At 46.3% G+C, this 24,607-nt stretch carries 18 protein-coding genes and 1 pseudogene; 12 read left to right on the top strand and 7 right to left on the bottom strand.

Annotation, left to right across the window (positions count from 1 at the left end; genetic code table 11):
* Nucleotides 1–842: 842 nt before the first annotated feature.
* From QUB30_RS24760 to carB, 3 genes are all read left to right on the top strand, one after another.
* On the top strand, nucleotides 843–1,682 hold the full coding sequence (locus QUB30_RS24760) for a glycosyltransferase (protein ID WP_333338875.1): 840 nt from the start codon (nucleotides 843–845) through the stop codon (nucleotides 1,680–1,682).
* Between the two features lie 231 nt (nucleotides 1,683–1,913).
* Nucleotides 1,914–2,123, top strand: coding sequence for a hypothetical protein (locus tag QUB30_RS24755; RefSeq protein WP_333338872.1), 210 nt, complete (start codon nucleotides 1,914–1,916; stop codon nucleotides 2,121–2,123).
* A 160-nt stretch (nucleotides 2,124–2,283) separates the two neighbouring features.
* Nucleotides 2,284–5,595: a carbamoyl-phosphate synthase large subunit gene (gene carB / locus QUB30_RS24750; protein WP_333338869.1), complete on the top strand. Its 3,312-nt coding sequence runs from the start codon at nucleotides 2,284–2,286 to the stop codon at nucleotides 5,593–5,595.
* Between the two features lie 72 nt (nucleotides 5,596–5,667).
* Here carB and QUB30_RS24745 read toward each other — a convergent pair whose 3' ends face one another.
* Nucleotides 5,668–5,922 (bottom strand): DUF6737 family protein, encoded by a 255-nt coding sequence (locus QUB30_RS24745; RefSeq protein ID WP_333338866.1) that lies wholly within the window; start codon nucleotides 5,920–5,922, stop codon nucleotides 5,668–5,670.
* Nucleotides 5,923–5,974: 52 nt separating this feature from the next.
* On the bottom strand, nucleotides 5,975–6,577 hold the full coding sequence (locus QUB30_RS24740) for a Uma2 family endonuclease (protein ID WP_333338863.1): 603 nt from the start codon (nucleotides 6,575–6,577) through the stop codon (nucleotides 5,975–5,977).
* Between the two features lie 244 nt (nucleotides 6,578–6,821).
* Between QUB30_RS24740 and QUB30_RS24735 the strand changes: the two genes are divergently transcribed.
* From QUB30_RS24735 to QUB30_RS24695, 9 genes and pseudogenes are all read left to right on the top strand, one after another.
* Nucleotides 6,822–7,484 carry a VWA domain-containing protein gene (locus QUB30_RS24735; protein WP_333338860.1) on the top strand — a complete coding sequence of 221 codons (663 nt, stop codon included), beginning with the start codon at nucleotides 6,822–6,824 and terminating at the stop codon, nucleotides 7,482–7,484.
* A 168-nt stretch (nucleotides 7,485–7,652) separates the two neighbouring features.
* Nucleotides 7,653–8,420 (top strand): PP2C family serine/threonine-protein phosphatase, encoded by a 768-nt coding sequence (locus QUB30_RS24730; RefSeq protein ID WP_333338858.1) that lies wholly within the window; start codon nucleotides 7,653–7,655, stop codon nucleotides 8,418–8,420.
* 176 nt (nucleotides 8,421–8,596) lie between these two features.
* Nucleotides 8,597–9,268, top strand: coding sequence for a hypothetical protein (locus QUB30_RS24725; RefSeq protein ID WP_333338854.1), 672 nt, complete (start codon nucleotides 8,597–8,599; stop codon nucleotides 9,266–9,268).
* A gap of 149 nt (nucleotides 9,269–9,417) precedes the next feature.
* A complete protein-coding gene (locus tag QUB30_RS24720) occupies nucleotides 9,418–10,110 on the top strand; it encodes a hypothetical protein (RefSeq protein ID WP_333338852.1) in 693 nt (230 codons plus the stop codon).
* Nucleotides 10,111–10,462: 352 nt separating this feature from the next.
* Nucleotides 10,463–12,226, top strand: coding sequence for a ribonuclease III domain-containing protein (locus tag QUB30_RS24715; RefSeq protein WP_333338850.1), 1,764 nt, complete (start codon nucleotides 10,463–10,465; stop codon nucleotides 12,224–12,226).
* A 120-nt stretch (nucleotides 12,227–12,346) separates the two neighbouring features.
* Entirely contained in the window at nucleotides 12,347–14,464 is a 2,118-nt protein-coding gene (locus QUB30_RS24710; protein ID WP_333338849.1) for a DNA-binding protein, read from the top strand.
* 226 nt (nucleotides 14,465–14,690) lie between these two features.
* Nucleotides 14,691–15,272: an MgtC/SapB family protein gene (locus tag QUB30_RS24705; protein WP_333338847.1), complete on the top strand. Its 582-nt coding sequence runs from the start codon at nucleotides 14,691–14,693 to the stop codon at nucleotides 15,270–15,272.
* A gap of 254 nt (nucleotides 15,273–15,526) precedes the next feature.
* A pseudogene (locus tag QUB30_RS24700) lies at nucleotides 15,527–16,091 on the top strand (ISKra4 family transposase); the annotation flags it as partial.
* A 424-nt stretch (nucleotides 16,092–16,515) separates the two neighbouring features.
* On the top strand, nucleotides 16,516–18,582 hold the full coding sequence (locus QUB30_RS24695) for an elongation factor G (RefSeq protein WP_333338845.1): 2,067 nt from the start codon (nucleotides 16,516–16,518) through the stop codon (nucleotides 18,580–18,582).
* A gap of 93 nt (nucleotides 18,583–18,675) precedes the next feature.
* Here the strand turns inward: QUB30_RS24695 and QUB30_RS24690 are convergent, their stop codons facing one another.
* The 5 genes from QUB30_RS24690 to QUB30_RS24670 all read right to left on the bottom strand — a co-directional run bounded on the left by QUB30_RS24690 (nucleotide 18,676) and on the right by QUB30_RS24670 (nucleotide 24,316).
* On the bottom strand, nucleotides 18,676–19,080 hold the full coding sequence (locus tag QUB30_RS24690; RefSeq protein WP_333338841.1) for a HEPN domain-containing protein: 405 nt from the start codon (nucleotides 19,078–19,080) through the stop codon (nucleotides 18,676–18,678).
* Complete coding sequence (locus QUB30_RS24685; RefSeq protein WP_333338839.1) at nucleotides 19,070–19,462, bottom strand: peptidase; 393 nt, start codon at nucleotides 19,460–19,462, stop codon at nucleotides 19,070–19,072. The genes QUB30_RS24690 and QUB30_RS24685 overlap by 11 nt, the downstream gene beginning before the upstream one ends.
* Nucleotides 19,463–19,563: 101 nt before the next feature.
* A complete protein-coding gene (locus QUB30_RS24680; RefSeq protein WP_333338837.1) occupies nucleotides 19,564–20,892 on the bottom strand; it encodes a hypothetical protein in 1,329 nt (442 codons plus the stop codon).
* A 160-nt stretch (nucleotides 20,893–21,052) separates the two neighbouring features.
* Nucleotides 21,053–21,478 carry a hypothetical protein gene (locus QUB30_RS24675; RefSeq protein WP_333338834.1) on the bottom strand — a complete coding sequence of 142 codons (426 nt, stop codon included), beginning with the start codon at nucleotides 21,476–21,478 and terminating at the stop codon, nucleotides 21,053–21,055.
* 6 nt (nucleotides 21,479–21,484) lie between these two features.
* On the bottom strand, nucleotides 21,485–24,316 hold the full coding sequence (locus tag QUB30_RS24670) for a CHAT domain-containing tetratricopeptide repeat protein (RefSeq protein WP_333338831.1): 2,832 nt from the start codon (nucleotides 24,314–24,316) through the stop codon (nucleotides 21,485–21,487).
* Between the last annotated feature and the right edge of the window lie 291 nt (nucleotides 24,317–24,607).

Here is a 24,607-nt window from a genome sequence, read left to right as displayed (position 1 = left end):
CGCCGTCAAGCAGTAAGTGCACCGAATATTCGCACTTGTGTTCTAGGCATATCTGTATTTTAGAATTTTGATTTTAAGCTTTTGGAACGATTCCATATTTTACCTCTTCCTCGGCGCATTCCCTCATCTAGTAGGTTGGGTTGAGGGAGAGGGGGAGAGTTGGAGAAGGGGAGGGTGGGAGAGTCGGAGAGTTTTTGGAGGAAAATCTCAATCTGGCGTTGCTTAATCAGGGTGTGAAAAAAATCAGTTGAAAATCCCGAAGCTTTGTGGATACAGGTTTCTATGACTTGCATATTTAGCCTTTCATACCGTAAATCAGCAACGCCTAACACTCTTTCTAGCCGCCCTGCTCTGTGTTACCGTGCGGGGCGGCTGGGTTTTTGGGTTTTCCTAAAAAACCAAAAACCAGGAGACCATATTATTTCACAGGAATTCGTACCTGACGATAACTTGTCCGCGCGTCCAAACAATACCTCAGCAGTATCGAAACAGGAAGTAGTGCCGATCGCGGTTGTCCGTTCCCGCAAGGCCGTGTGAGAAACCCTCCACACCTTGTACCGACTGGGATTTGCCGCAGTCGGGGATTGGATCCCGCCGCAGCGAGGTGCCAAGCCGGGACAAGTGATTAGCGTCCCGATCCGCCGTCACCGAACAGCTTAAGAATTCGGCTGTTACATCCACGTCGGGCGCGCGCGGAAGGCACTTTGCGCCGGGGGAACATTAAGTTGTAGGACTTGTGCAGAAACTCGGTTTCTGCCAAGTTCTATCAACTTGCGATCGGGGTTGATTTAAGAAAAAATTATGTTAGGGTTATTTTATATACACCTTCATCAATGAGTGGAATGAACGTATCCATTATTGGCGATCAAAATTACATTTTGGGGATAGCAGCGCTGCTGAAATCCATAGAACTCAATGTTACTGAAGATCCGAATTTGCCTGTCAACATTACTGTGGTATCAACAGGTATAAATACACAGCAAAAAGAAAAGTTGCAGCAGTGCTGTAAATACAATATTGAATGGGAAGAAGTTAAACCGAATTACGGGGGATTGCTTTCCCTGTCGGGTTCTAAGCTCACTTATGCGAGATTGGAACCGGAGAAATACACAAAAGCCAAAGACAGGCTGATTTGGCTCGACAGCGACATGATCGTTTTGGGCAGCTTAGAGCCGCTGTGGAACTTAGATTTTGAAGGAATGCCCGTAGCTGCGGCCCTCAATGTCTGGGGAAACCCCAACAACCCGGCAGATAAAAACCCTTATTTCAATGCGGGTCTGTTAGTTTTCAATCTGAAGCTTTGGGAAGAAGAAAAACTTTCTGAAAAAATGCTTGAAAACGCTCGGGTGAACCTTTGGTGCGATTGCGACCAGGGGACATCTAATTCGGTTTTAGCGGGAAGGTGGAAGCGATTAGAGCAGATATGGAACAACCACGATACGGAGGATATGTCCACTAGAGTGATGCACTTTATATCCAGCCCGAAACCTTGGGAAAGCCCGCAACCTAATAAATTATGGCTGGAGATGTTGGCTCAGACACCGTTTAAGGACGAACTGCGCCCCATTAAAAATAATTCTGATTGGCTTTCTCGGTTAAAGGTAAAATACAAAAGATGGGAGCCGTGGCTGATGGAACCGACAACAAAAATTAAGAGCTACCTGAAAAATAGACAAAGGTAATACCGTTTTAGATTAAAGATTAAAGATTAAAGAAGTGGGAGTTAGTGATGAGTGTCGGGGTTTGGATAGCGAGCGTGCAGTTGCATTCTTTTTGGAAACGGGTGTAACTTGAGGCAGGATGCCTACTTATTTCCCGATCCTTGCTTGAGGGGCGGCGGCTGATGTCCGTCGCCCCTCAAGCACATTTATTTTTGGTCGAACAGGCATCTTGCGTGTTTCCGCAGTATTTTGATGAAAAAACCCGGTTTCTGCGTAATTCCTGTGGTGGTGGAACAGCAATTCTGCCTGTTTCCCCATAAAAAAATTTATCTGGGAACAGGCGGTGCGATCGACTCAGAAGCCTTGTACCTAGGGTTAAGCCAGCAGCGACGGAACGCTGAGAGCACTTTAGCAGCGGATTTGTATTATACAACACGATATTACCAACAACAATTAAAATAGTTTGGACTTGATGATATCTTTCACCATTTTTCGATCGAACTCTTCGCGGGGGGGCTTCCCCTAGCTGCGAAAGTTGCGAGGTTTCAGCCTCCGACTTGTGGAAATTGGTGCAAAATGTCAAATTTATCGTTAATCTTGTCCAATTACCAATTACGAACCTATGCCCCGTCGTCAAGACTTAAAAAAGATTCTTCTCATTGGTTCCGGTCCAATTGTTATCGGCCAAGCGTGCGAGTTTGACTATTCGGGGACGCAAGCTTGCAAAGCTTTGCGAGAAGAAGGTTTTGAAGTAGTGTTGGTCAATTCCAACCCTGCAACGATTATGACCGATCCGGAAACTGCCGATCGCATTTACATCGAACCTCTAACGCCGGCAATCCTCGAACAAATCATCGCTAAAGAAAGACCTCAAGCAATTTTACCGACAATGGGCGGTCAAACGGCGCTAAATTTAGCAGTGGCCGTCGCTAAAAATGGCGTTTTAGAAAAATACAACGTCGAGTTGATTGGTGCTAAGTTGCCAGCAATTGAAATGGCAGAAGATCGGCTATTATTTAAGGAAGCGATGGCGCGAATTGGGGTCGCCGTTTGCCCTTCTGGAATTGCCAACACTCTCGACGAAGCCAAAGCAATCGGGCACCAAATCGGCAGTTATCCCTTAATTATTCGTCCTGCTTTTACAATGGGCGGCACCGGAGGCGGCATTTCTTACAATCAAGAAGAGTTTGAAGAAATGGCACAAGGCGGAATTGACGCCAGTCCAGTATCCCAAATTTTGATCGAACAATCTTTGATTGGTTGGAAAGAGTACGAACTCGAAGTAATGCGGGATTTGGCAGATAATGTGGTGATTATTTGTTCGATCGAGAATCTCGACCCGATGGGCGTCCACACCGGCGATTCTATCACCGTCGCCCCGGCTCAAACTCTCACAGACAAAGAATATCAGCGCCTGCGGGATGCTTCGGTGAAAATTATCCGCGAAATCGGAGTTGAAACCGGCGGTTCCAATATTCAATTTGCCGTCAATCCTGTCAACGGAGATTTCATCGTTATTGAAATGAACCCTCGGGTTTCCCGTTCCTCCGCCTTGGCCTCGAAAGCAACTGGTTTCCCTATTGCCAAAATGGCGGCAAAATTAGCGGTAGGTTACACCCTAGACGAAATTTCCAACGATATTACCAAGAAAACTCCGGCGTCTTTTGAGCCGACAATTGACTACGTGGTGACGAAGATTCCCCGATTTGCCTTTGAAAAGTTCCCCGGTTCCGAACCGACTCTGACAACGCAAATGAAGTCTGTTGGGGAGGTAATGGCGATCGGGCGCAGCTTCAACGAATCCTTCCAAAAAGCGCTGCGGGGATTGGAAACAGGCCGCGCGGGTTTCGGGTGCGACAAACCGGAAAAGTTGCCGAGTTTGGAACAAATTCGCGCCGGATTGCGGACGCCAAATCCCGATCGCATTTTTACAGTCCGCCACGCGATGATGATGGGAATGTCGGTAGAAGAAATCTTTGAGTTCACAGCTATCGACCCTTGGTTTTTGGATAAAATGCAGGAATTGCTGGAAACTGAGAAGTTCTTGAAACGGACGCCGTTGGAAGAGTTGACAAAAGAGGCAATGTTTGAAGTAAAGCAGTTGGGATTTAGCGATCGCCAAATTGCTTACGCCACCAAAACATCAGAAGATGAAGTCCGCGCTTACCGCAAACAGTTAGGCGTAATCCCGATTTACAAAACAGTCGATACCTGTGCCGCTGAATTTGAAGCGTTTACACCGTATTATTATTCCACCTACGAAGCGGGAGCGGCAATTTGGGACTTGGGCGATGAAGAAAAGAAAGTTTCGCCTGTGGGCCACAGTCTCCCGCCGGAGTCGGAAGTTTTGCCTTCTACCAAACGAAAAGTCATGATTTTAGGTGGCGGGCCGAACCGCATCGGACAGGGAATTGAGTTTGATTACTGCTGCTGTCACGCTTCCTATTCCCTAGGAGAAGACGGCTTTGAGACAATTATGGTCAACTCGAACCCCGAGACGGTTTCGACGGATTACGATACGAGCGATCGCCTGTATTTTGAACCGCTAACAAAAGAAGATGTTCTCAACATTATCGAAGCAGAAAATCCAGAGGGAATAATTATTCAGTTTGGCGGCCAAACACCGCTGAAATTAGCGGTTACTTTACAAAAAGCGCTGGAAAATCACCCCGACGTACAAACAAAAATCTGGGGAACTTCGCCGGATTCCATTGATACTGCTGAAGACAGGGAGCGGTTTGAAAAGATTCTGCGGGAATTAGATATTCAGCAAGCCGCTAACGGTTTGGCGCGCAGTTTTGAGGATGCTTTAATAGTAGCTCAACGGATCGGTTATCCGGTGGTGGTGCGGCCGAGTTACGTCTTGGGCGGGCGGGGCATGGAAATTGTTTATTCGGATACGGAACTGGAACGCTACATGATCTTTGCGGTACACGTAGAACCGGAACATCCGATTTTAATTGACAAGTTTTTGGAGAATGCGATCGAGGTGGATGTAGATGCGATCGCCGATGCTACTGGCAATGTGACGATCGGCGGTATTATGGAGCATATCGAAGAAGCGGGAATCCACTCCGGCGACTCTGCTTGTTCTATCCCTTACCAAACGCTTTCGGCCTCCGCTTTGGTAACAATCCGCCGCTGGACTGTAGAATTAGCAAAATCCCTGAAAGTGATCGGGTTGATGAATATTCAATTTGCAGTTCAAGGGGAACAAGTTTTCATTTTGGAAGCTAATCCGCGAGCTTCTCGGACAGTACCTTTCGTGTCCAAGGCGATCGGAGTTCCACTAGCGAAAATCGCGTCGCGAGTCATGTCTGGTCAAACTCTAGAAGCTTTGGGTTTTACTAAAGAGATTGTACCCACTCATATTTCCGTGAAAGAGGCTGTATTGCCGTTTGCTAAGTTCCCGGGAACTGATACTTTGTTGGGGCCAGAAATGCGATCTACTGGCGAAGTAATGGGGATTGACACAGACTTTGGTAAAGCATTTGCCAAAGCTCAACTCGGCGCGGGACAATTGATGCCGCTGTCGGGAACCGTGCTGGTTTCGATGCGCGATCGGGACAAAATAGCAGTTTTACCAGTTGTCAAGGAATTCTTAGAATTGGGTTTCAAAGTAGTCGCAACCCACGGGACACGCAAAGTTTTGCGAGAGCAAGGTTTAGAGGTAGATTTGGAATTGAAACTGCACGAAGGGCGGCCGAATTTGTTGGATTCGATCAAGAATGAGAAAATTCAACTAATTATCACCACACCTTCCGGCGAAGAATCCCGGGCCGACGGCATCTTTATCCGGCGCACAGCTTTGACTTACAAAATCCCGATTATTACCACAATAGCCGGTGCCAAAGCGACAGCAGCGGGAATTCGATCGCTCAAATCCCATCCGATGGAAGTAAAAGCAATTCAAGACTATTACCCCCAAACCTAAACTGGGAAACTCTCAAACGTAGGGTGCGCACTGCGCACCTTACCCTAAACATAAGGTGCGCGCCGCCAAAACCTAATCTGCATCGGAATCTAAAACTCCGCTAGACAGCATCAACCTCGGCCAAACTAACAAGAAAAAACCCATCCAAGCTAATAAAGGAATCGCGACTAAAACAGTTATCCAAACAGTTTTTAATAAAAACCAACTACCGCTAATCAGGCTAGTACCAGTTAAAATAATCGACCAAGGCTGACACCACCAAGGTTTGTAACTCCAAGGACTAATAGCTTTTCGATCGGAAAGTTTTTTATCAGAAATAGATTTCATATTTTCAGTAATTTTTTATGGAGAATAGTCTGGCTAGCTGGATTGACCAAAGTTAAACATTCATCACCTCTTCTGCTGTCAGCGTTAATTCGGGAAAAGTCCGCGACACAATTCGTTCGCTGCCTTTAAACGCGCTTCTTTGATAGTTGCCCTCTGCATCCAAAAGGTGGACAAATACAGTTGGAACTTTGGGATTTCCCAGAAATTCCCTGCTACCAATTGCTAAATAATCGACAATCCAATACTCAGGAATTCCGAGACGCCGATATTCGTCCAATTTGTCTGTATAATCGTCCTCCCAATTTGTTGATGTTACTTCCACTGCCAGTTGAATTGGTTCTCGTAAGGCAGAATAAGCAGAACGGTTCGAGCGCCACAAATCGCGATCTATTACGCTGACATCCGGTCTCCGTCCTTGTTCGATTCCGGCTTTAGTTACAGTTCTGATAACGGCTGTGGTGTTGACTACATAATTCAAATTTAGTCGCCGGATTTCATCATTGAAGCCAAATAACATGAAATTAGCAACATCATCATGATTTCTTGTGGCCTTCATCTCTACAATTTCTCCGTTTACCAGTTCATAGAGTCCATCTTCTGGACATTCTACAAGGAATTGGTCAAAGGTTAATTTTTGCGTGACTGTTGCAATCATAAGATTTATCCTTATTTTGCAGTAATACTATTAGTCTATATTACCACAGGCAGGAATGAATTTGTTTTTTTGACCGCAGACATCTAATTCTAAAATCTAAAATCTACAATTAAAAATCTACAATCGATTCACGTAAATGGTAAAATGCGATCGCCCTAGCAATTTGCACTTAAATTTGTTACAGACTTGATAGAGTAAAGTAACAAACCTAGAAATCAAGCCACTCCCAGGTCAACCCCGAACCATGAGACTAGACGAAGCCGTAGAATTTGCCGAAAACCCAGAGCCGCGCTGTCCCTGCGTCCTCCTGCTGGACACCTCCGGCTCCATGCAAGGCGCACCTATAGATGCCTTGAATGAGGGGCTAGAAACCTTTAGGGCTGACCTCATTAAAGACGAACTAGCTAAAAAACGAGTAGAAGTCGCGATTATTTCATTTGACAATCATATCAAAGTCGTGCAAGACTTCGTAACCGCCGACCAGTTCGAGACTCCCCTGCTGACAGCTCAAGGACAAACCCACATGGGTGCAGGCATTCAGCAAGCACTAGACACGATTGCCGCCCGCAAATCCGAATACCGCAACAACGGCATTACCTACTATCGCCCGTGGGTATTTATGATTACCGACGGCGAACCTCAAGGCGAATCAGACGATGTTGTGGAAATAGCAGCACAGCGGATTAAAGAGGAAGAAACTAACAAGCGCGTGGCATTTTTTGCAGTCGGAGTGGAAGGTGCTAATATCGCCCGTCTCGCGCAAATTGTCGAGCGCACGCCTGTAAAATTGAGAGGATTAGACTTTAGAGAGATGTTCATCTGGCTGTCGGCTAGTATGCAGAGAGTTTCTCACTCAAAAATTGACGAACAAGTAGCACTGCCACCACCCGGATGGGGCACAGTTTAGTCATTAGTTGGAAGTCATTGCTCATTGGTGATTAGCAAGTGACAAGCGGTAATTAGGCTACATTGGGCGTAAGGTGCGCAGTGCGCACCCTACATAATTAGGGATAAATAAACCCCCCTAACTTTTCATAGTTGTGAATTTACGAAATTTTGAATAAAAGAGTTATTAATGGAGAATTCATCCTTTAATTGGCAAGTTGTAGCGGCATCGGTGATAGGTACGAGCCACGAAAAACGATCGCAGCCATGTCAAGATGCCCACTGCTGGCGTCTCTTGCCAAACGGTGTTTTAGCGGCAGCGGTTGCCGATGGCGCAGGTTCCGCAGCACTCGCAGAAGTTGGGGCAAAAATTGCTGTGGAAGCGGTTGTCGAAACGATTTGCCAGCAACAGGAAAGGCTGCCTCAAAATGACGATGAATGGCAGGTATTCTTGACAGCATCGCTGCAAGTCGCGCGGGCGCAGGTGGAAGCAGAAGCGGCTGTGCGGGAAGTGGCTGCGAGAGATTTAGCCTGCACTTTAATTGCGGTTGTTGCTACGCCGGAATTAATCGCAGTTGCTCAAATCGGCGACGGTGCGGCGGTAGCGGGTGATAGTGCAGGAAATGCGATCGCCCTGACTGTACCTCCCTGCGGCGAATACATCAACGAAACTATCTTTTTGATTTCGCCGAATGCGATCGAAACAGCGCAATTTCAGGTATTGCGGGAAAAACTGCGGCACTTGGCCGTTTTTTCCGACGGCTTGCAAATGCTAGCTCTCAAAATCCCGGAAGGCACGCCGCACGGGCCGTTTTTTGCGCCTTTGTTTCGGTTTTCTGGCGAGTGGAAAGAAGAGGAAGATGCGAAACAGCAGTTAGAGTCATTTTTGCGATCGCCCCGTGTTTCCGAACGCACCGACGATGACTTAACATTATTGTTAGCAACTTTTTCTAATTAATAATGTCTAAGTAGGTAAGGGCTAACAAAAATAGTATCTTGTCCGGGCGGGTTTAGCGTAGGATCATGAGATACCAGCGAGTTGATGAGTATTCTCTCCTACCCTCCCATGTAATGTTTATTTTTAAAGCCCACTTAATATGTTAAAATCCACTTACAAAAGCCGGATAAAAACTTATGACAGCTTCACGAATTAGTGCCAGAAGCCTGTTGCGAGAAACCTTTGCTAATATAGGTTCTAGATACGCTCCGCTGTTGCTCATCAACTCTCCAATTTTGATATTTGTCGGACTCAATAGGTTTGGCAAGCTAGGTTCAGCAGGTGTTGCTTTCAATATTATCTACTGGTTCGTGGTAGTTCCTTTATTGTCTGGAGCCATGATTTTTTACAGTTACCGAGATTTCACAAAAAATCAAGTAACTGTGGGTCAGGCTTTCAATCAAGCAAACAGAAGATTGCTACAACTAATTGCGGTTTATATTATGTGTTTGCTGCTGGTGTGCGCTGGCTTCATTGCACTCATAATTCCCGGGGTTTATGTATCATATCGGTTAATGTTTTCATCTTACGCTACCGTTATTGATAACTCTTCGGCCGTGGACAGTCTTAGCAGCAGTTGGGAATTAACTAAAGGGCGTTGGTGGTTGGTATTTCGATCCACTTTGCTGATAATTTTTGTGGTTTTTGTGCCAATACTATCGATTTGCCTATTAATCGATCCGACGGCGAAATCCGTAACATATCAGCTTGCAGCTAATCTACTAGGGTTTTTAGCCGGGCCGTTGATGAATGTTTATTTTGTTTTATTGTACCAGCGCCTGCGGGAATCAGCCGCAGCTACTCAATAGACATCTCCTCAAATAAAGTTAAGGGCTGGCAGGATACTTACCCCCAACAATTTTCGGAGATGTGTAATCAGCGGTGAAAATTTGGCGCGGTTCTATAATAAAATCGAGGTGTCAACAATTCTGCTTTAGTTTGTACAGTAGGTCGTCGTTTGCAAGCACAAGAGATTAAGGATAAGCTCAACTCCCTAATTAGCGCAGCAGATCCAATAGATCCGAGTTTGGCGAGAAGATTGGATGAAATCAATCGCTGGGTGAAAGATGTTAAACCCGGTTCGCTAACGGCTAAAAAATTTGTGATGGCTTTTTTGCTGCAGCTTATCCGAGATTCTCAGGTTTGGCTGGCAGTTCAATCTCTACCTTCGGAAAGAGAACAGCAAGCCGCTTTTGAGTTAATGACTCCGGGGGAAAGGTATTGGTACAGCTATCTGTTTCCTAAATGGCTGAGCGAAAACGATCGCAAATTTTACATCTGGAAACAAAAACTCAAGGCCGGCAAATTCGATCCGGGTGATGATATCGTAATTCGTGCGATCGCAGCCCGAATTGTCGATCGCCAAGGAACTGTTTTGTATCGCTATGTTGCAGATCTTTCTATGGCAACCGATTCGATCGTTAGCAACCGCCAACAGCAGCCCCTCTGCATTCAAGTCACTACTCTTTCGGATGAATTCTCTGAACAAAAATATCAAAATTGGCAACAAACTCTTCAAGCTTGGGGGATTGACAGAGGATTATTTTTAAGTTATGATAGAAACGATGCAAATTTCCTGAACCAGTTAGTTAACATTGCATTATATAATAGCGATAATTTACCCGCAGGTCGTTACCTGAAATTCCCGTAAATCAACCAGGTCTGCTGCTGAGAATATTTCGACTGCTAAAAACTGGGTGAAGAAGAAATTTTGACTAACTCACATATTGCACAATTCTCGACAATGCCAAAAACCTAACCCCCAGCCCGCTTCCGGAAAAGAGAAGGCTACGCGAAGATTCTTCCTCTCCTTTTCTGTTTCCGGGAGGGGTATGACAGACAGCGGCAACAGGTGCTTGATACGAAAGCTAAGCAACGGGAATATTTACCGCAGGAATCAATCTTGTCATATAACTAGCAACTCGGGCTCAATTAAATTGAGATTTGATTTAATGGCGGTGAAATTGTTGGAAATAAAATCAAATTACAGCAAACTCAATACTATGACAGTACAAGGTACGAACACCGTTGAAAATAACTTGCAAAAAGTCTGGGAAGAACTGGAAGCAGCCAGAAAAATGCAGGATGAATGGATGAATTACGGGGTAGATTTTGTGGATTTGTATGTTGAAGATGCTGGCGGTGATTGGTTGGAAAAGTGGGGAAAATGTGAAGAAGAATTAGAAATAATAAAAAATAAAAAGGTAGATATTGAAGCAGTCAAAGCAGCGATCGACATTTGCAGCTTTGAGCAAATTAAGCTGCTGGAAATTGCATTGACTCGGGGTTCCCATACCAGCCATTACCCCGCTCGTTTGCACGAGCATCCCGCTTGGCAAGAAGTTAAATACAACAGGCTTGCACTCTTAGGCGGAGCGATTTTTGGTGCTGTTGTTACCGATTATCTGTACCGCGAATATCCCGACCTCGCTCCGGATGCTATCTCAACCTTAAAAGCTAGTTTAGCAGACAATCAAAAACTCTCGGCATTTGCACGAACTTTGAACTTGAACGAACTTAGTTGGCGCGTCGGGAGGAGTCAAAACACAGACAAAAGCGAGTACAATAGATTTTTGCCCGAGACTTTTGAGGCGTTGTTTGGCGCGATTTACTTAGAGTACGACCGCGACTTTTTCCGTGCGGGAAAATGGCTGATTGAGCGTTTGATTGAAAAAACAGTCAGCGAGCATCTTTATCTAACTTGGCAGCCACAAATTGTGCCGGGAAACGAGGTCAAACGGCGGGAAATCCTGGGTGCGGACATTCTAGATGCGATCGCGCTCGACTATTTGTACAACCGCTTTCCCGAACGCAACGCCAGCCAGCTAACTCGCTGGAAAAATATGTTAGTAGCCAAAGAGATTTTTCCCAAAGACTTTAAGGCAAAATTAGGCAGTCATTACCTGGAATTGGAGAGCAATTTCTCGCGCACTCGCGATTGGTTGGTGGATAACTTTATTACAACCGCAGTTGACGAACTGGTAGAGGAAACCGACACTCAACCAGAATATCTGATTGACAGTGCAGACCCAGAATCGCTGCCGGAATTGGTCAGCAGGATTACAGATAAAAAATGGAAAAATGAATTTTTGAGAGTGGCCAGCATTTTGCAACCGGCTGACGATTTTTTGCTGCTGATGCAACAAAAGATAGACAGTATGGCAGCTAAAGATGAAACTTTGCAGCAGTTGCTACTCTGGGCAAATCAAAAGTCTCAGTCAGTGAAAACGAATTTAAAAACGGCGGAAATTCGCGCTTTTTATTTAGCCTTGGTTTGCGTCCTCGATTTGACTTTGACAGGCGTTCTCGATCCGAGTCAGAAGTTTGATAAATCGAAAGTTCGTAAGTTGAGGAATTCTTTTGCAAGCGCTAGAAAAAATGTAGAATTTGCCGAGGTCAGCGGATCTCTGAAATTGGCTTGTGACTGTGATGTGGCGGGTCTCTTAGTTGGCATCTTGGGGCTAGACATTGAACCAGAACTAAAACAACTGCTGGAAGAATTTCAGACTCAGATGCCGGATTTGCAAAACTGGAAAAAGTGGCGCGAAGAGTGCGGTCGCTGTTGGATGGCAAAATTCAAAAGCGCGATCGGCTACAATTTAGATTTCTGCCCCCAACAGAAAACATTGCTGAAACAGTATTATTATGCCCACAACTTGCTGGTGGAATGCCTCAACAGCGATAATTGTCAGGTAACATCGACCGTCAGACAAAAAATGGAGGATAGGATGTTATTGTCCGTGGATTTGAAGCTGCTTTACATTTAATTTGCAGGGGACGGACGGACGGGACGCCCATCGGACAAACACAAAGGTAAAATTTAATGTGCAAGTTGAATGTATTGAGTGCTGATGACTCCCCCATCCTCTATCCCCTAATGGAATTCTATGCAGTTGCAGCGCCAATTTAGCGGACAACTGATTGCTATTGACACCAAAACCGCGATCGCCAGCGGGGGTGAAGGTCGCATCTACCCGATCGCCCAAGACTCGTCCCTTGTAGCAAAAATCTACCACAGACCGACAGACGAAGACGGCGACAAACTCACAGTCATGTTCAGTATGCCGCCGGATGCACCGATCGCGGAACCGGGACACGCTTCAATTGCTTGGCCGATCGATTTGCTGCATACTGTCGGCGGGCGAGAAAAAATCGTCGGTTTTGTGATGCCGCGCGTCAACAAAGTGATGCCGGTACACACTTTCTACACTCCCAAAACCAGGCGCGAACAAAAACCGCTATTTAGCTATCTTTACCTCCACCGTACCGCCAGAAACCTCGCCTCGGCTGTAAACGCCCTCCACGTCAGGGGTTACGTCATCGGCGACGTAAACGAGTCGAACATTCTCGTGACGGATACGGCGTTGGTAACGCTGGTAGACACCGATTCTTTTCAAGTGCGCGATCCTTATACGGGTTACGTTTATCGGTGTCCCGTGGGGAAACCCGAGTTTACGCCGCCGGAGTTGCAGGGGCAGACTTTCCGCGATATCGATCGAGCTCCAGAGCACGATTTGTTCGGTTTAGCGGTATTAATTTTTCAATTGCTGATGGAAGGTACGCACCCGTTTTCGGGAGTTTATCTCGGTAGCGACGAACCGCCGTCTTTGGAAGCGAGAATTCGATCGGGCCATTTCCCCACCGGTACGAAGCGGATTCCCTACCGCCCGATGCCGGCTGCGCCTCCTTTCGAGATGCTGCATCCGCGACTGCGGCAGATGTTTATCCGCTGTTTTGAGGAAGGGCACGGCAATCCTTCGGCGCGCCCGGATGCGAAAACTTGGGTGAATGCGATTCGGGAAGCGGAAGATTCTTTAATTAGTTGCAGCAAAAACAGTCAGCATAAATACGGAAATCATCTCAGTCGGTGCCCTTGGTGCGATCGGGCAAAACTCCTCAAAGGGCGCGATCCGTTTCCTTCGCGGCAAGCAGTCAGCAACGGATTGCACTTGCAGCCCGCGAAAATCAAGCGTAAAAAGCCCCAACCCCCGCCCGTCGGGAGGGAGCCCGCAGTGCGCCGACAACAGCCCGCCACGGGGCTGCCGCGCCCCCTCGGTCAGTACGCAGTGCCGTTGCTGCCGATGCCGATGTCTTCTCGCAGTCGGACTCCCGCGCCTCGGGTTCCAGTTGGCAAGTTTGAGCGCATTTTTCAGGATGCTGCTTGGGGAGGTGTTTGGGGGAGTTTGTGTTTGGCGGCGGTGTCGGGAATTTTTTCGGTAATCGCTGAGGGCGGCGGCGCTATTTTGGGGGCGATTTTTGTCGGTTTGATTTGGGGCTGTTTTTTTGGGATGATGTGGGGCGTTTTTACTTTGTCGCCGAACCAGATTTGGCGGAAGTGGGGAGGAGTTTTGGTGGGGGCGGCTTGGGGGGCTTTTTTCTTAGCGGCGATCGGCGGTGCCGTCTCTGGGGCGATTAATAACAATCCGGCGATCGGAGAGGCGATTTTGTCGGGTGCGGTGACTGGTGCTGTCTGGGGCTGTGTTTGGGCTGCTTTTCAGCCTCCTCTGGCGCTGCCGGTGGGCAGGGTGTGGGGCCGGCGGGGAGGGTATTTGGGGGCGGTCTGGGGAGCGTTTTTGGGAACTCTGGCAGGTGTTTTTTTGGGGGCTGGGCTGGTGGTTTGGCAGCAATATTACGGTCAGATGCGGCCGGTGAACGAGTTTGCAAGTTTGTTGCTGGGTGTGGCGATCGTGGCGGCTGGTGTGGGTGCTGTTGGAGGTGTGGTTTCTGGGGGTTTGTTGGGTTTTTGCGGGTTTTCGCCGAAGCTGCCGATTTCGTTTCAGCCTTCGGGGATGAAAGGTGGGGCTTTGGGGGCGATTTGGGGCAGTTTTTTGGGGACTTTCGCGGGTGCTGTGTTGGGTGCGGGAGTGTCTGCGATGTTTCCGGCTGTCAGCGCTGGGGTGCCGGTGGAGTTGGGGCCTGTGGCGGGGGCGATCGTGGGGGCTGGTTTGGGGGCGATTTGGGGGGTGGTTTCGGGTACTGTTTGGGGGGCTTTGGGGAAGTGGTGAAGGAAGAAGCAACGATGTAAATTTGCAACCGCAGATATTTGTCTGCAACCTATTAGCCAAGCGCCTGAACAAAGCATGGGAGTTCCAGCGTTTGACGTTTCGGGGCCGCACATCGAGCCGAACCTCTACTTGAATTTAACTTAGTCTTAACTTAAACTTAACCTGATTCCCTAGTAAATCCAGCGACTAACCGGAGTTAGATTGAGTCAGCCTGCCACGCCTGGGAATGCGTGCGCGTGAAGAGCCAGTTCAAGTAGGAGTACAGGCAATGAGTTCTATCTTTTTCAGCCCCAACGATTGGCAAACAGTCACCTTTAGGCTGACGGCTGCACTACTGGTAGGCTTCGCGATCGGCATGAACCGCCAGCAGCCAGGTAGACCAGCAGGTTTAAGAACCTTTATGATCGTGAGTCTAGGCGCAGCTATATTTGTAATGATTCCTTTGCAGATGGATGGCGACAGCACCTTTTCCTCTTCCAATGCTTTGAGCCGAACTATCCAAGGAGTTGCCACAGGGGTAGGCTTTCTGGGGGGCGGAATCATTCTGCAACAAACTCAATACCCAGTTGGTAAAGCTGAAGTAAAAGGATTAACTTCCGCCGCAACTATTTGGTTGGCTGCCGGATTAGGTGCAGCGGCAGGCTGCGGTTTGTGGGTGATGAGTTTGATAGGAACGCTGTTTGCACTCTTGGTTTTGAGTGGGGTCAAACGGCTTAAGAAATCTGCCTTGATTCGTGCTTATGCTACCAGCAAACCAAAAATACGAGTCAAAGGTGCAGCCTCAGCGCGAGATCGGCAGCCAGAATAACTGAGCTTCCCTTTCAAAAAGTACAAGATATACTCACCACGGTCAAACACAATGCTGAGTAGCTGAGTACCTTTTGCGGTTAATTGCTCTGGCTTGAATCTCCGAATTTTTTAGGTTAAAAGAGAATCCAAATCTTGTTTATGGGTGATAGCACCCTGAGTAAGTAAGTCCGATATTGCTCTCTTAAACCCTAAAAATCGGAGTAATACTTAGAATATAAACACTTCTTTTTGCCATACTCTTTGAACAAATAAATTACATTGGATGGCGGTAAAGTCAGACTAAGCAACGAAGCCAAGGGAGAGGGGTGTTACTGGAAAGACTATAAAGCCGTGTGTTTAGATAAGGTTTATTCGGGAGCATTTTTTCAAAATAATCAAGATTTAATTGATTGGACTAATAGCCAAAAATTACTACACCCTATGTATTGTCGGTTGAGATGGTCATGCCGGGGTTTGGAAGATATTTAAAGAAATTGGAGATAATGAACAAAGACAAGAAATCTTTGATTGGTATCATCTGAAATAAAATCTCTACAAGGTAGGGGGTTTAATAAAATAATTAAAACCAGCAAAAAATATGTTATGGCAAGGCAAAGTTGATGAATTTATAAATTCATTTAAAGACTTTAAATGTCAAGCATTAAAAACGTTTTGCAATTAGATAGAGAGCCATCGCTGCCGAATAATCTATTACCAATATTACAAATAATAATCCATAAGTTCGATTGGTTCGGGAACAGTTGAATTAACAATTAAACGTATTGGATTAAGGGTGAAAATATCGGGAGCGCAATGGAATAGTGAGAACGTTTCCTAATTCCTTTCTCTTCGCTGTGCTTATCTCAACTGTCAACTTTCAATTTGATGTATTTGCCTTCATTGAGATGCACCCCTACAGTAATAGTAACCTTAAGCGGTTTGCGACTGGTGAGAAATTAGACACTAAAAACCGCTAAAATCGAGGCAGAGCCTCTAGAAATACGTTCTCAGGCAGAGCCTGGGAACGAGAGTCTTATCCGCGTTCATCTGCGTTCATCTGCGGTTAAGACTTCAAAATATTAAGAAAAAATACAATTGTGTTTGCGTCACTCAAAATACGCTAGCGTCAAAAGTATAGAATCATACCAAAATCTGAAATTGCTCGACACTGCAATAAAAGTTAACCTAGAAAAAGTCTAGAAAATGGTATAGAACAGATTGCACCAAGAGCAATGGAAAACAAGTTTTCTGTTGGAGGCAATATGAACGAAAAAGTCCTTGGGGCCACGCGGAACGTTGCAATTGTTGGCCCTTATTTAAGCGGTAAAACCGCACTGCTCGAAAGTTTGCTGTCGGTGACAGGGACAATTACCCGCAAAGGAAATGTCAAAGATGGCAACACAATAGGTGATAGTTCGCCCGAAGCGCGCGATCGCCAAATGAGCGTAGAAGTAAACGCCGCCACCGCTGAATATCAAGGCGTCCGCTTCACATTTCTCGACTGTCCGGGCTCGATAGAATTTGTCCAAGAAACTTACAATGCGCTGATTGGTGTGGATGCGGCGATAATTGTTTGCGAACCGCAAGCCGATCGCACTTTAACCCTCGCACCCCTGTTTAAATTCCTCGACGATTGGGAAATTCCCCACTTAGTTTTCATCAACAAGATCGATCGGGCTTGCACAGACGAAACCACTTGCGGCAGCAACTTCACCGAAGTGATCGAGGCGCTCAAATCCGTTTCCAGCAGACCGATCGTACCTCACCAATATCCGATCGGCAAAAACGAACAAATCATCGGTTTTATCGACTTAGTAACCGAACAAGCTTACCACTACCATCCGGGCGCCGCCGCAGATCCCGTCCCGCTTCCAGAACACCTCAAAGCACAAGAAAGCGCAGCGCGGCAGCAAATGCTCGAAGAATTGGCGAATTTTGACGACCATTTACTCGAAGAATTGCTCGAAGAAATCAATCCCGACGCCGAAGAAATTACCCGCGATTTAAAGATGGAATTAGGCGCAGATTTAATTGTGCCAGTATTCATCGGCATCGCCGAACAAGATTTCGGCGTGCGGCCCCTCCTGGAAGCTTTGCTGAGGGAAGCGCCGACACCGGAAACTACAGCCGATCGCCGCTGCATTATACTAAGTGAAAACAAAGTTCTGGCTCAAATCCTCAAAACCTATTACACGCCGCAGGGAGGCAAACTATCGTTAGTGAGAATGTGGCGGGGGACGCTGGCAGACGGAGCAATTTTGAACGGCGTTCGAGTTAACGGTTTGTACCGCTTGACCGGCCAGCAAACGCAAAGTTTGCAGTCTGTCAGCGCCGGGGAAATTGTGGCTTTGGGAAGGCTAGAAGGCGTGAAAACAGGCGATACCCTGGCGCTAGACCGATCGGAAGAATTGCCAAAAGCCGAAATCATCCCGCCTGTCTACGCACTGGCGATCGTCCCAGAAAAGCGCAACGATGAAGTTAAGCTGAGCTCGGCTTTAGCTAAATTGCTAGAAGAAGACCCATCTTTAGTCTGGGAACAGCACGGCGACACTCACGAAATTATACTTTGGGGTCAAGGCGAAATCCACCTGAAAGTAGCTTTAGAAAGGTTGCGCCGCAAGTATAACTTGCCGATGGTAACTCACTTACCGCAAGTGCCGTACAAAGAAACCATCCGCAAACCTGCATCTTCCATCCACGGGCGCTACAAACACCAAAGTGGCGGACACGGACAGTTTGGCGACGTGTACCTAGACATTCAACCGCAGCCTCGCGGAGAAGGTTTCAGCTTTAGCGACAAAATAGTCGGTGGCGTCGTCCCAAAACAGTACATTCCCGGCGTGGAAGTGGGAGTCCGCGAGTATTTGGACCGCGGCCCGCTGGGTTTCCCGGTGGTAGACGTAGCGGTGACGCTGACGAACGGTTCCTACCATTCTGTGGACAGTTCCGAACAAGCTTTCAAGCAAGCGGCGCGTTTGGCGATGCAGGAGGGAATGGCCAAGTGCGAACCGGCATTGCTGGAGCCGATCGCCAAAGTTGAAATTTGCGCTCCGAACGAGTGTACATCAAAGGTGTTGCAGTTGGTCAGCGGACACCGCGGCCAAATTCTCGGCTACGAAGGTAAAAAAGGCTGGAAGGGATGGGATGCAGTTTCTGCTTATTTGCCGATCGCAGAAATGCAGAATTTGATCGTAGAATTGCGATCGCAGACAATGGGAGTAGGATTTTTTAATTGGGAGTTCGATCGACTGCAAGAAGTGCCGGAACCTTTAGCTAAGCGGGTTTTGCTAACGACTGGCGGCAATGGAAACGGTCACGGTAAAAGTTAGGTAATTGTCTTAAAAAACCCGGTTTCTTCAATAAACCGGGTTTTTGCACGAGTTGCCATTAAAGTTTATTGGGTTCACTTCCCCTTTGCCGGATTATTCAGTTAAGTTACTTAACACTGCAATAATATTGTCAGCTAGCTTTAACGCAGTTCTCGCTTGTGTGGGTAAGTTAAACATAGTATCTTCATAATCAGCTTTATTCCTAAGTTCTCTCAATCTGCTTAAATTTTCACCTATTTTGACCATGTTTTTATTTTTACTTCTGTGGTTTATAAATGCCTCTGCTACATATTGATGTTCGTTGATATCGCGATTCTTACGAAAAAGTCTTGGGTCTTTTTCAATGTCGCGCAAGTAATTTCGCGCTAGGCAAAATGTCGAATAGTATGCTCTACTTATCGCCGATCGCAACTTGGCTTCCCTGTTAGCTGAACTGTCACTATTTGTAGCAGATAATTCTTGAGCTAAATTCAAATATTCAGACCAATCAAATCTCATTTGACTCCCATTCAAGGCTAATATGTAAATCATTTTTGGGGGCAGCTATTTTAGCATCTAGCCACCAATTATCATCAAGAATGTTTAATTTTGCAAAAGCTTCATCGACTTCGAGTTTGGTGTAAATGGTAATCCACAGCGATCGCCAGTTGGCAATTTCTGGATCTGTTTTCACTTCCAAGCCTAATCTTTCCGTAGGAAATAGTTCTCGAATGTGAGAATGAGCTCCTAAAATTAAATTTATCATCACTTCTTGCTCGATGATTAACTTAAAAGTTTCTAGAGGATCTTCTACTGTGTATAGACTTCTTATTTTATTGAAATCGGCGATTAAATCGTCAAAGGGCGTCGTTTTAATGGTCGGATCTTGGATGGCAGTCATAATCGTTAATTGGGAGTGCTTTGCTTGTTAATATTTTAGCAACTATAATCGCTATTTTGTAAGGACGTGGGGCGCGATCGGGGTTATGTCGTCAACCGAGACTAACGGCGAAAAATGCGCGGCCATACTACTATAATTATCGCTGTCAGCAGACTAGCTGCTATCCCTGATAGAATGCTAAATCCCATAATTACCCTCAATCCCGAACCCGGATCGAAAATTGGTACAAACGTATTTATGGCAGTATTGATCGTAGGATTTGCTTCGATTTCCGTTTTGAAATTGGCAGCCGCAGAACCTACAGTACCAGCAGTAGACAGCCCGACTCCGACTATACCGACTATTGTCTGAAAAGTGCGATCGCTCTCAGCTTTCCTAATCTCTACCGTACCTCTAATTGTATCAGTCAGACTCCGCAATATTTCCAAACAAGGACGAAAATTGTCAATATCTTTTTGGATTTGCTTGGGATAGTGTTGTTTAGCCCGATCGCAAAAATCCTGCAAAAACTTCAAATCATCAGTAGGTCTAGCCTTGGCTTGAATTTCGGCCAGCTTAGCCTCATACTTCTCCAGATTAACCTTAATTGTACTATTTTGCAACTCCAAATAATTAAGGTCGATCGCAAACTCCGACAATTTTCCCATCGCCTCCAGCAGTTTCTTGAGATTGAGTCGAGAAGTATTCCTCATCCCCACAATTTGGTTGTAATTACTCACCAACCGTTCTTTTAACAGTAGACTGTTCTCATAAGCCCAGATAATTTTATGGCGGAAGCACAGCAAATCCAGCCAACTCACATAAAAATCCCTAGCCCATTCCTGACAAGCCGCTTCATCGGGATACAAAATTACCAGCAGTTGACAATTATCCTCAATCTTATCGCCCCAAAACTCAGCTACTTTCCCACCTAAAAACACACCGCTTCCTTGAGAAACACCATCTTTTTCAAACAAACACTTGTAAACCTGTTTTGCAAGTTCTGCCGCTTCCAAATCAGTCCCAGATTCCAGCGAACCCGAAAGCATCCAAGTTTTGCCGATATTTTCCAACTTCGGTGGTTGGGGAATTAAATATTGCAAACTTTCAATCAGTTTAATAACTTGGTCAGGTTGATACTTATCATCAACGTAGCCGTCAAATAAAAGTTGATAATTATCGCTAACATTCCAGCGGCGGTAGCGGCCCTTAACTTGATGGTTGTTCAGGTTTCCTGTAAAAGGTAAATCGGCTACTGTTTCCTCATGTAGCGCCAGAAACTTTTGTTTTTGTTGCGGGGGAATAGAAACATTTAGCTTTTTGTGCAGTTGTTCAGACAAACTCGCTAAAAATCTGCGGTAAGTTTTGCGAGTTTCCGATTCGCCGACACCCAACCCTTGTTTGAGAGTGTAGCTAAATAAATTCAGGGTAGGGTCAACTAATTTGAGCATAAAATATGTGATAAATGTCGCTTGTTGTCGAGTCTAGATCCCCCTAAATCCCCCTTAAGAAGGGGGACTTTGAGAACACTTTTATATCCCTCTTACAAATCATGACTTGGAACACTCTTGTCCTCCCCTTCTTAAGGGGGGTTAGGGGGGATCGAGAGGACTAAAACCTCAATCGATACACCCGTTCAACCAAATCACTAGCCTTTCCCAACAACCTCCTCGCCATACTCTGCGGATTAGAATTAGTCAAAGGAGGAGCCAAAAAATTCTTATAATCATCAGTCTGCCGCGAAGGAGTATTTTCATCTAACTCAGGAAGAAACTTATTCTTTTCCTCCGACTGATCCAGTGTCTGCAACGCCTGGTAAGCGTTCTTAAAATCTTCATAAAAAGCCGCATCTTTTTGAGCTATACTAATAAGTGCAGAGGCTTTTTCTAACTCGCCACTGGCCAGAGCCTCGCCAACTTCATTCACTTCTGCTATCAACTCAGGTGAAAGAGGTTCTTCAAATCTGGCAAGGGAGATTAAAAAAGCTTTGGGCGCAAACAGATCAAATCCTGATAAGGTAGATTCTTGATAAGTCATGTTAGTTTAGCCGTTGCCGGTGATGGTGAAAGCAGCCCAGTGGTAGGGATGGTTATAAGGTTTCTCTTCTATTATATCTAAATTTTCTTGCAGTCGCGAAGCTTCCATTTCAAAGAAGAATATGCTTTTAAAATTAGCCTCTCTCAGCAAAGGCAGCAAATCTCCGGCGTACCACTCGCCTAGCTTACCATTCGTGAGTTCTCTGAGCCAATCTTTTGCTTGTTGCAGGGCTTCCGGCGGCTGGATTCCCTGCTTCCATAACTGGTAAAAATAAATCATTAACAAAGCGCTAGAACGTTCGTCCACTCGCCACAGTGTGCTGATAATATAATTAGTCTCCGGCAAAAAGCCGCTGGCTATGCCGACAAATTCATCGATTAACTCGCCTTTGTTGGTGATGCCGGTTTCGCAAGCGCTGAGGCAGACTAGGTAATAATTGACTAATTTTAACTGTAAAATGTCGGTCAATGTCAATTCTTCGCCGGTGCCTAAGAGTAAGGCGGAATTTTCGGTGTTGTGGTAGGCGTGGCCTGTATAATGAAAGATGCCGCTATTGGCTTTTAGTGCTTCAATAATTGCGGTTTTGGTGGTTGCATTGGAGGCGCGGTGAGTATGGTTAATTTGTTTGATTGCGGCGGCTTCTATTTGGGTGAATTTTAAGGCGCTTTTGCCTTGTGAGTGCTCAACCATCAGCAGTGAATTTGGCGCAGTTGCGGTGGGGTTTTGCTGTTGCTGTTGGATGGCAATTTGGGCGCTGGGCAGGCGGGTAATTATGCGGATTTTGATTTGCAGAGTATCTGTAAAAGAGTCTGCGAAAAAGGGAGGAAAAAACAGAGAATCAAGGGGCAGCAGGTGCAAGTCGCGGTGGGGAATTAAGATTAAGTGTTGGATATTGGTGAGGTGGGTGCAAATTTCGGGAATTTTGAGGATGTCAGCGAGTTGTGGCAATTGCGCTGTCATTGACTCGCGCCAGGGATGGGATTCTTTGCTTTGCTGTTTGCTGGTAGTTTGGCAGTAATTTTGATAGTTGGTTTTCCAGTTTTCCAGCCATTTTTCTAAACTTTGACTGTTGCGTTTGGCGAATATATCGGTGACAGGTGTGCAGATAACTTCAAACTTTTCTAGGGTAATGATAAAAGCAGTCAGGGAAACTGGGCTGAGATGCCAGTAAATTATCGCCGTTTCGGTGGTGTTTGCCAGTAAGTCTCGGATTTGGGGATAAGTCGGGCTATCGGTGCGGTTTTGTGAAGCTGCGCGCATCCATTGCAGGCAAAAGTTTTTCCGCAATTCGGCTTTTTCCAGTGCATTTACCTTGTCGCCGGACTCGACGAGGATATCGACTTCTAGTTGGTAAAGTCCGGCAAATTTGCGCTGAAGTTGCAGTTTGATTTCGGGGTGAGTTTCGTCTAAAATTAAGTTTTCTAACGCCGTAGTAGCTTCGGTAAGGTACTCGCTGGTTTTGGCATCTCCCAAGCTGCCACAGACGGTAATTAAGCCCTGCATTACTTCTAAATAAGTTTCTGGGATGAGGGGAGATTTCAAGAATTCGCGGGCTTGTTCGTAGCTGGCTTTGGCTTTGTGGAAAAATTTAAAATAAGTGGTTGTTTGTTTGCCGTGTTCGTAGTGTGCTTGGCCTTTTAGCTGGTGAAATTTGCCGGAAGCGAGGCGATAGTGGCGGTTGCTGGGGAGATATTTCTGCAAGCCTTCATTCCAGTTTTCAATGGCTTTAATGTAGCGCCCGGATTTGATAAATGCCAAACCTCGATTGAACCAAGCTTCCCAGTATTGATTGCCTGTAATTTCTAAGGCTTTGTCGAAGGCTGCGATCGCCTCACCTCTGCGGCCCAAATCATTTAGGGCATTGCCCAGCCCGTTCCATGCCAAGTGGTATTTGGGGTCAATTTCTAAGGCTTTCTCGTAGGCTGCGATCGCCTCACTGTAGTGGCCCAAATCTCTTAGGACATTGCCCAGCCCGTTCCAGGCATAGTGGAATTTGGGGTCAATTTCTAAGGCTTTCTCGAAGGCTGCGATCGCCTCACTGTTGCGGCCCAAATTATTTAGGGCATTGCCCAGCCCGTTCCAGGCTAAGTCGTTTTTGGGGTCAATTTCTAAGGCTTTCTCGAAGGCTGCGATCGCCTCACTGTTGCGGCCCAAACCATTTAGGGTAGCGCCCAGCCCGTTCCATGCCAAGTGGTATTTGGGGTCAATTTCTAAGGCTTTCTCGAAGGCTGCGATCGCCTCACCTAAATCTCCTGCATAATAACGTTCTCGTCCTTGGTTATATAATTCTATAGCCTCTTGACAGACTTCTCTTGCTATAGATTCTGACTGCGAAGTTGAATCGCGTTGCTTAGCAGCCGATGAATTATCTGTAGAAGAAACACTAAAACTCTTCTTTTCCAACAAGGGAATAACAATATTTTCACCTATCACTAATGAATCATCCACAGGAGTCGGATTTAAACTCTTCCCAACCAACAATTGCCTACCAATATTCCCAGCAACCTCACTAATTCTCCCGCAATTCATCTCACCCAGGCGCACCATTCGCCCACCCAATTCTAAATTAGTTTCCGGCGATACCAGCAACCTGTCTCCAAATTCTTGCAGCCAGTTTGCCCACTCAGCATCTTTGATTTTGCAGCCGATTAAAAAGCCTTTAATTTCGCCCCGACTCCAGCCTTGTTCAACACCCTCTAACAGTTGCAAAAATTTCTGTTCGTATTCCCTAAAAGTGCGAATCGGAGTTGGCTTTGGCGGTGAGGGTGCTCGTTTGCGGAAATGTCGCTGAATTTGCCGCCACAGGTTGAGGATTCTTTGCCAAATTTGTCGGAACATTGGCTGGGTGGGTGAGATGTTGCTGGAGATTGTAGCAGATTTTGGGGTTGAATGTACGTTGCGGTAGGGGCGGGTTTTACGAATAATATATAACGATGACCCACAATCTATAAAAACCCGCCCCCACCCACGGTCAATCGGAATGTACATTTCGATTGTTTGTTGGGTTGGGCGGGTTTTTGAGATTGTTTTTTTCAGGCGATTATGGTTGGTTAACCCGCCCCTTGTATCTTAAAAGAGTCAGGCGATAGATCGCTACGTCAGTCAGTCGATCGCGACACCAAGCAGGCG

The organism is Microcoleus sp. BROC3 (assembly GCF_036702515.1).
Taxonomy (GTDB): domain Bacteria; phylum Cyanobacteriota; class Cyanobacteriia; order Cyanobacteriales; family Microcoleaceae; genus Microcoleus.
Note: the sequence above shows the minus strand (reverse complement) of the source record. Positions and strands in the feature narration are given on the sequence as shown.

Coding starts and splice junctions, on each gene's coding strand:
- QUB30_RS24760 (WP_333338875.1), top strand. CDS start 843: ATGAACGTATCCATTATTGGCGATCAAAATTACATTTTGGGGATAGCA.
- QUB30_RS24755 (WP_333338872.1), top strand. CDS start 1,914: ATGAAAAAACCCGGTTTCTGCGTAATTCCTGTGGTGGTGGAACAGCAA.
- carB (WP_333338869.1), top strand. CDS start 2,284: ATGCCCCGTCGTCAAGACTTAAAAAAGATTCTTCTCATTGGTTCCGGT.
- QUB30_RS24745 (WP_333338866.1), bottom strand. CDS start 5,922: ATGAAATCTATTTCTGATAAAAAACTTTCCGATCGAAAAGCTATTAGT.
- QUB30_RS24740 (WP_333338863.1), bottom strand. CDS start 6,577: ATGATTGCAACAGTCACGCAAAAATTAACCTTTGACCAATTCCTTGTA.
- QUB30_RS24735 (WP_333338860.1), top strand. CDS start 6,822: ATGAGACTAGACGAAGCCGTAGAATTTGCCGAAAACCCAGAGCCGCGC.
- QUB30_RS24730 (WP_333338858.1), top strand. CDS start 7,653: ATGGAGAATTCATCCTTTAATTGGCAAGTTGTAGCGGCATCGGTGATA.
- QUB30_RS24725 (WP_333338854.1), top strand. CDS start 8,597: ATGACAGCTTCACGAATTAGTGCCAGAAGCCTGTTGCGAGAAACCTTT.
- QUB30_RS24715 (WP_333338850.1), top strand. CDS start 10,463: ATGACAGTACAAGGTACGAACACCGTTGAAAATAACTTGCAAAAAGTC.
- QUB30_RS24710 (WP_333338849.1), top strand. CDS start 12,347: ATGCAGTTGCAGCGCCAATTTAGCGGACAACTGATTGCTATTGACACC.
- QUB30_RS24705 (WP_333338847.1), top strand. CDS start 14,691: ATGCGTGCGCGTGAAGAGCCAGTTCAAGTAGGAGTACAGGCAATGAGT.
- QUB30_RS24695 (WP_333338845.1), top strand. CDS start 16,516: ATGAACGAAAAAGTCCTTGGGGCCACGCGGAACGTTGCAATTGTTGGC.
- QUB30_RS24690 (WP_333338841.1), bottom strand. CDS start 19,080: ATGAGATTTGATTGGTCTGAATATTTGAATTTAGCTCAAGAATTATCT.
- QUB30_RS24685 (WP_333338839.1), bottom strand. CDS start 19,462: ATGACTGCCATCCAAGATCCGACCATTAAAACGACGCCCTTTGACGAT.
- QUB30_RS24680 (WP_333338837.1), bottom strand. CDS start 20,892: ATGCTCAAATTAGTTGACCCTACCCTGAATTTATTTAGCTACACTCTC.
- QUB30_RS24675 (WP_333338834.1), bottom strand. CDS start 21,478: ATGACTTATCAAGAATCTACCTTATCAGGATTTGATCTGTTTGCGCCC.
- QUB30_RS24670 (WP_333338831.1), bottom strand. CDS start 24,316: ATGTTCCGACAAATTTGGCAAAGAATCCTCAACCTGTGGCGGCAAATT.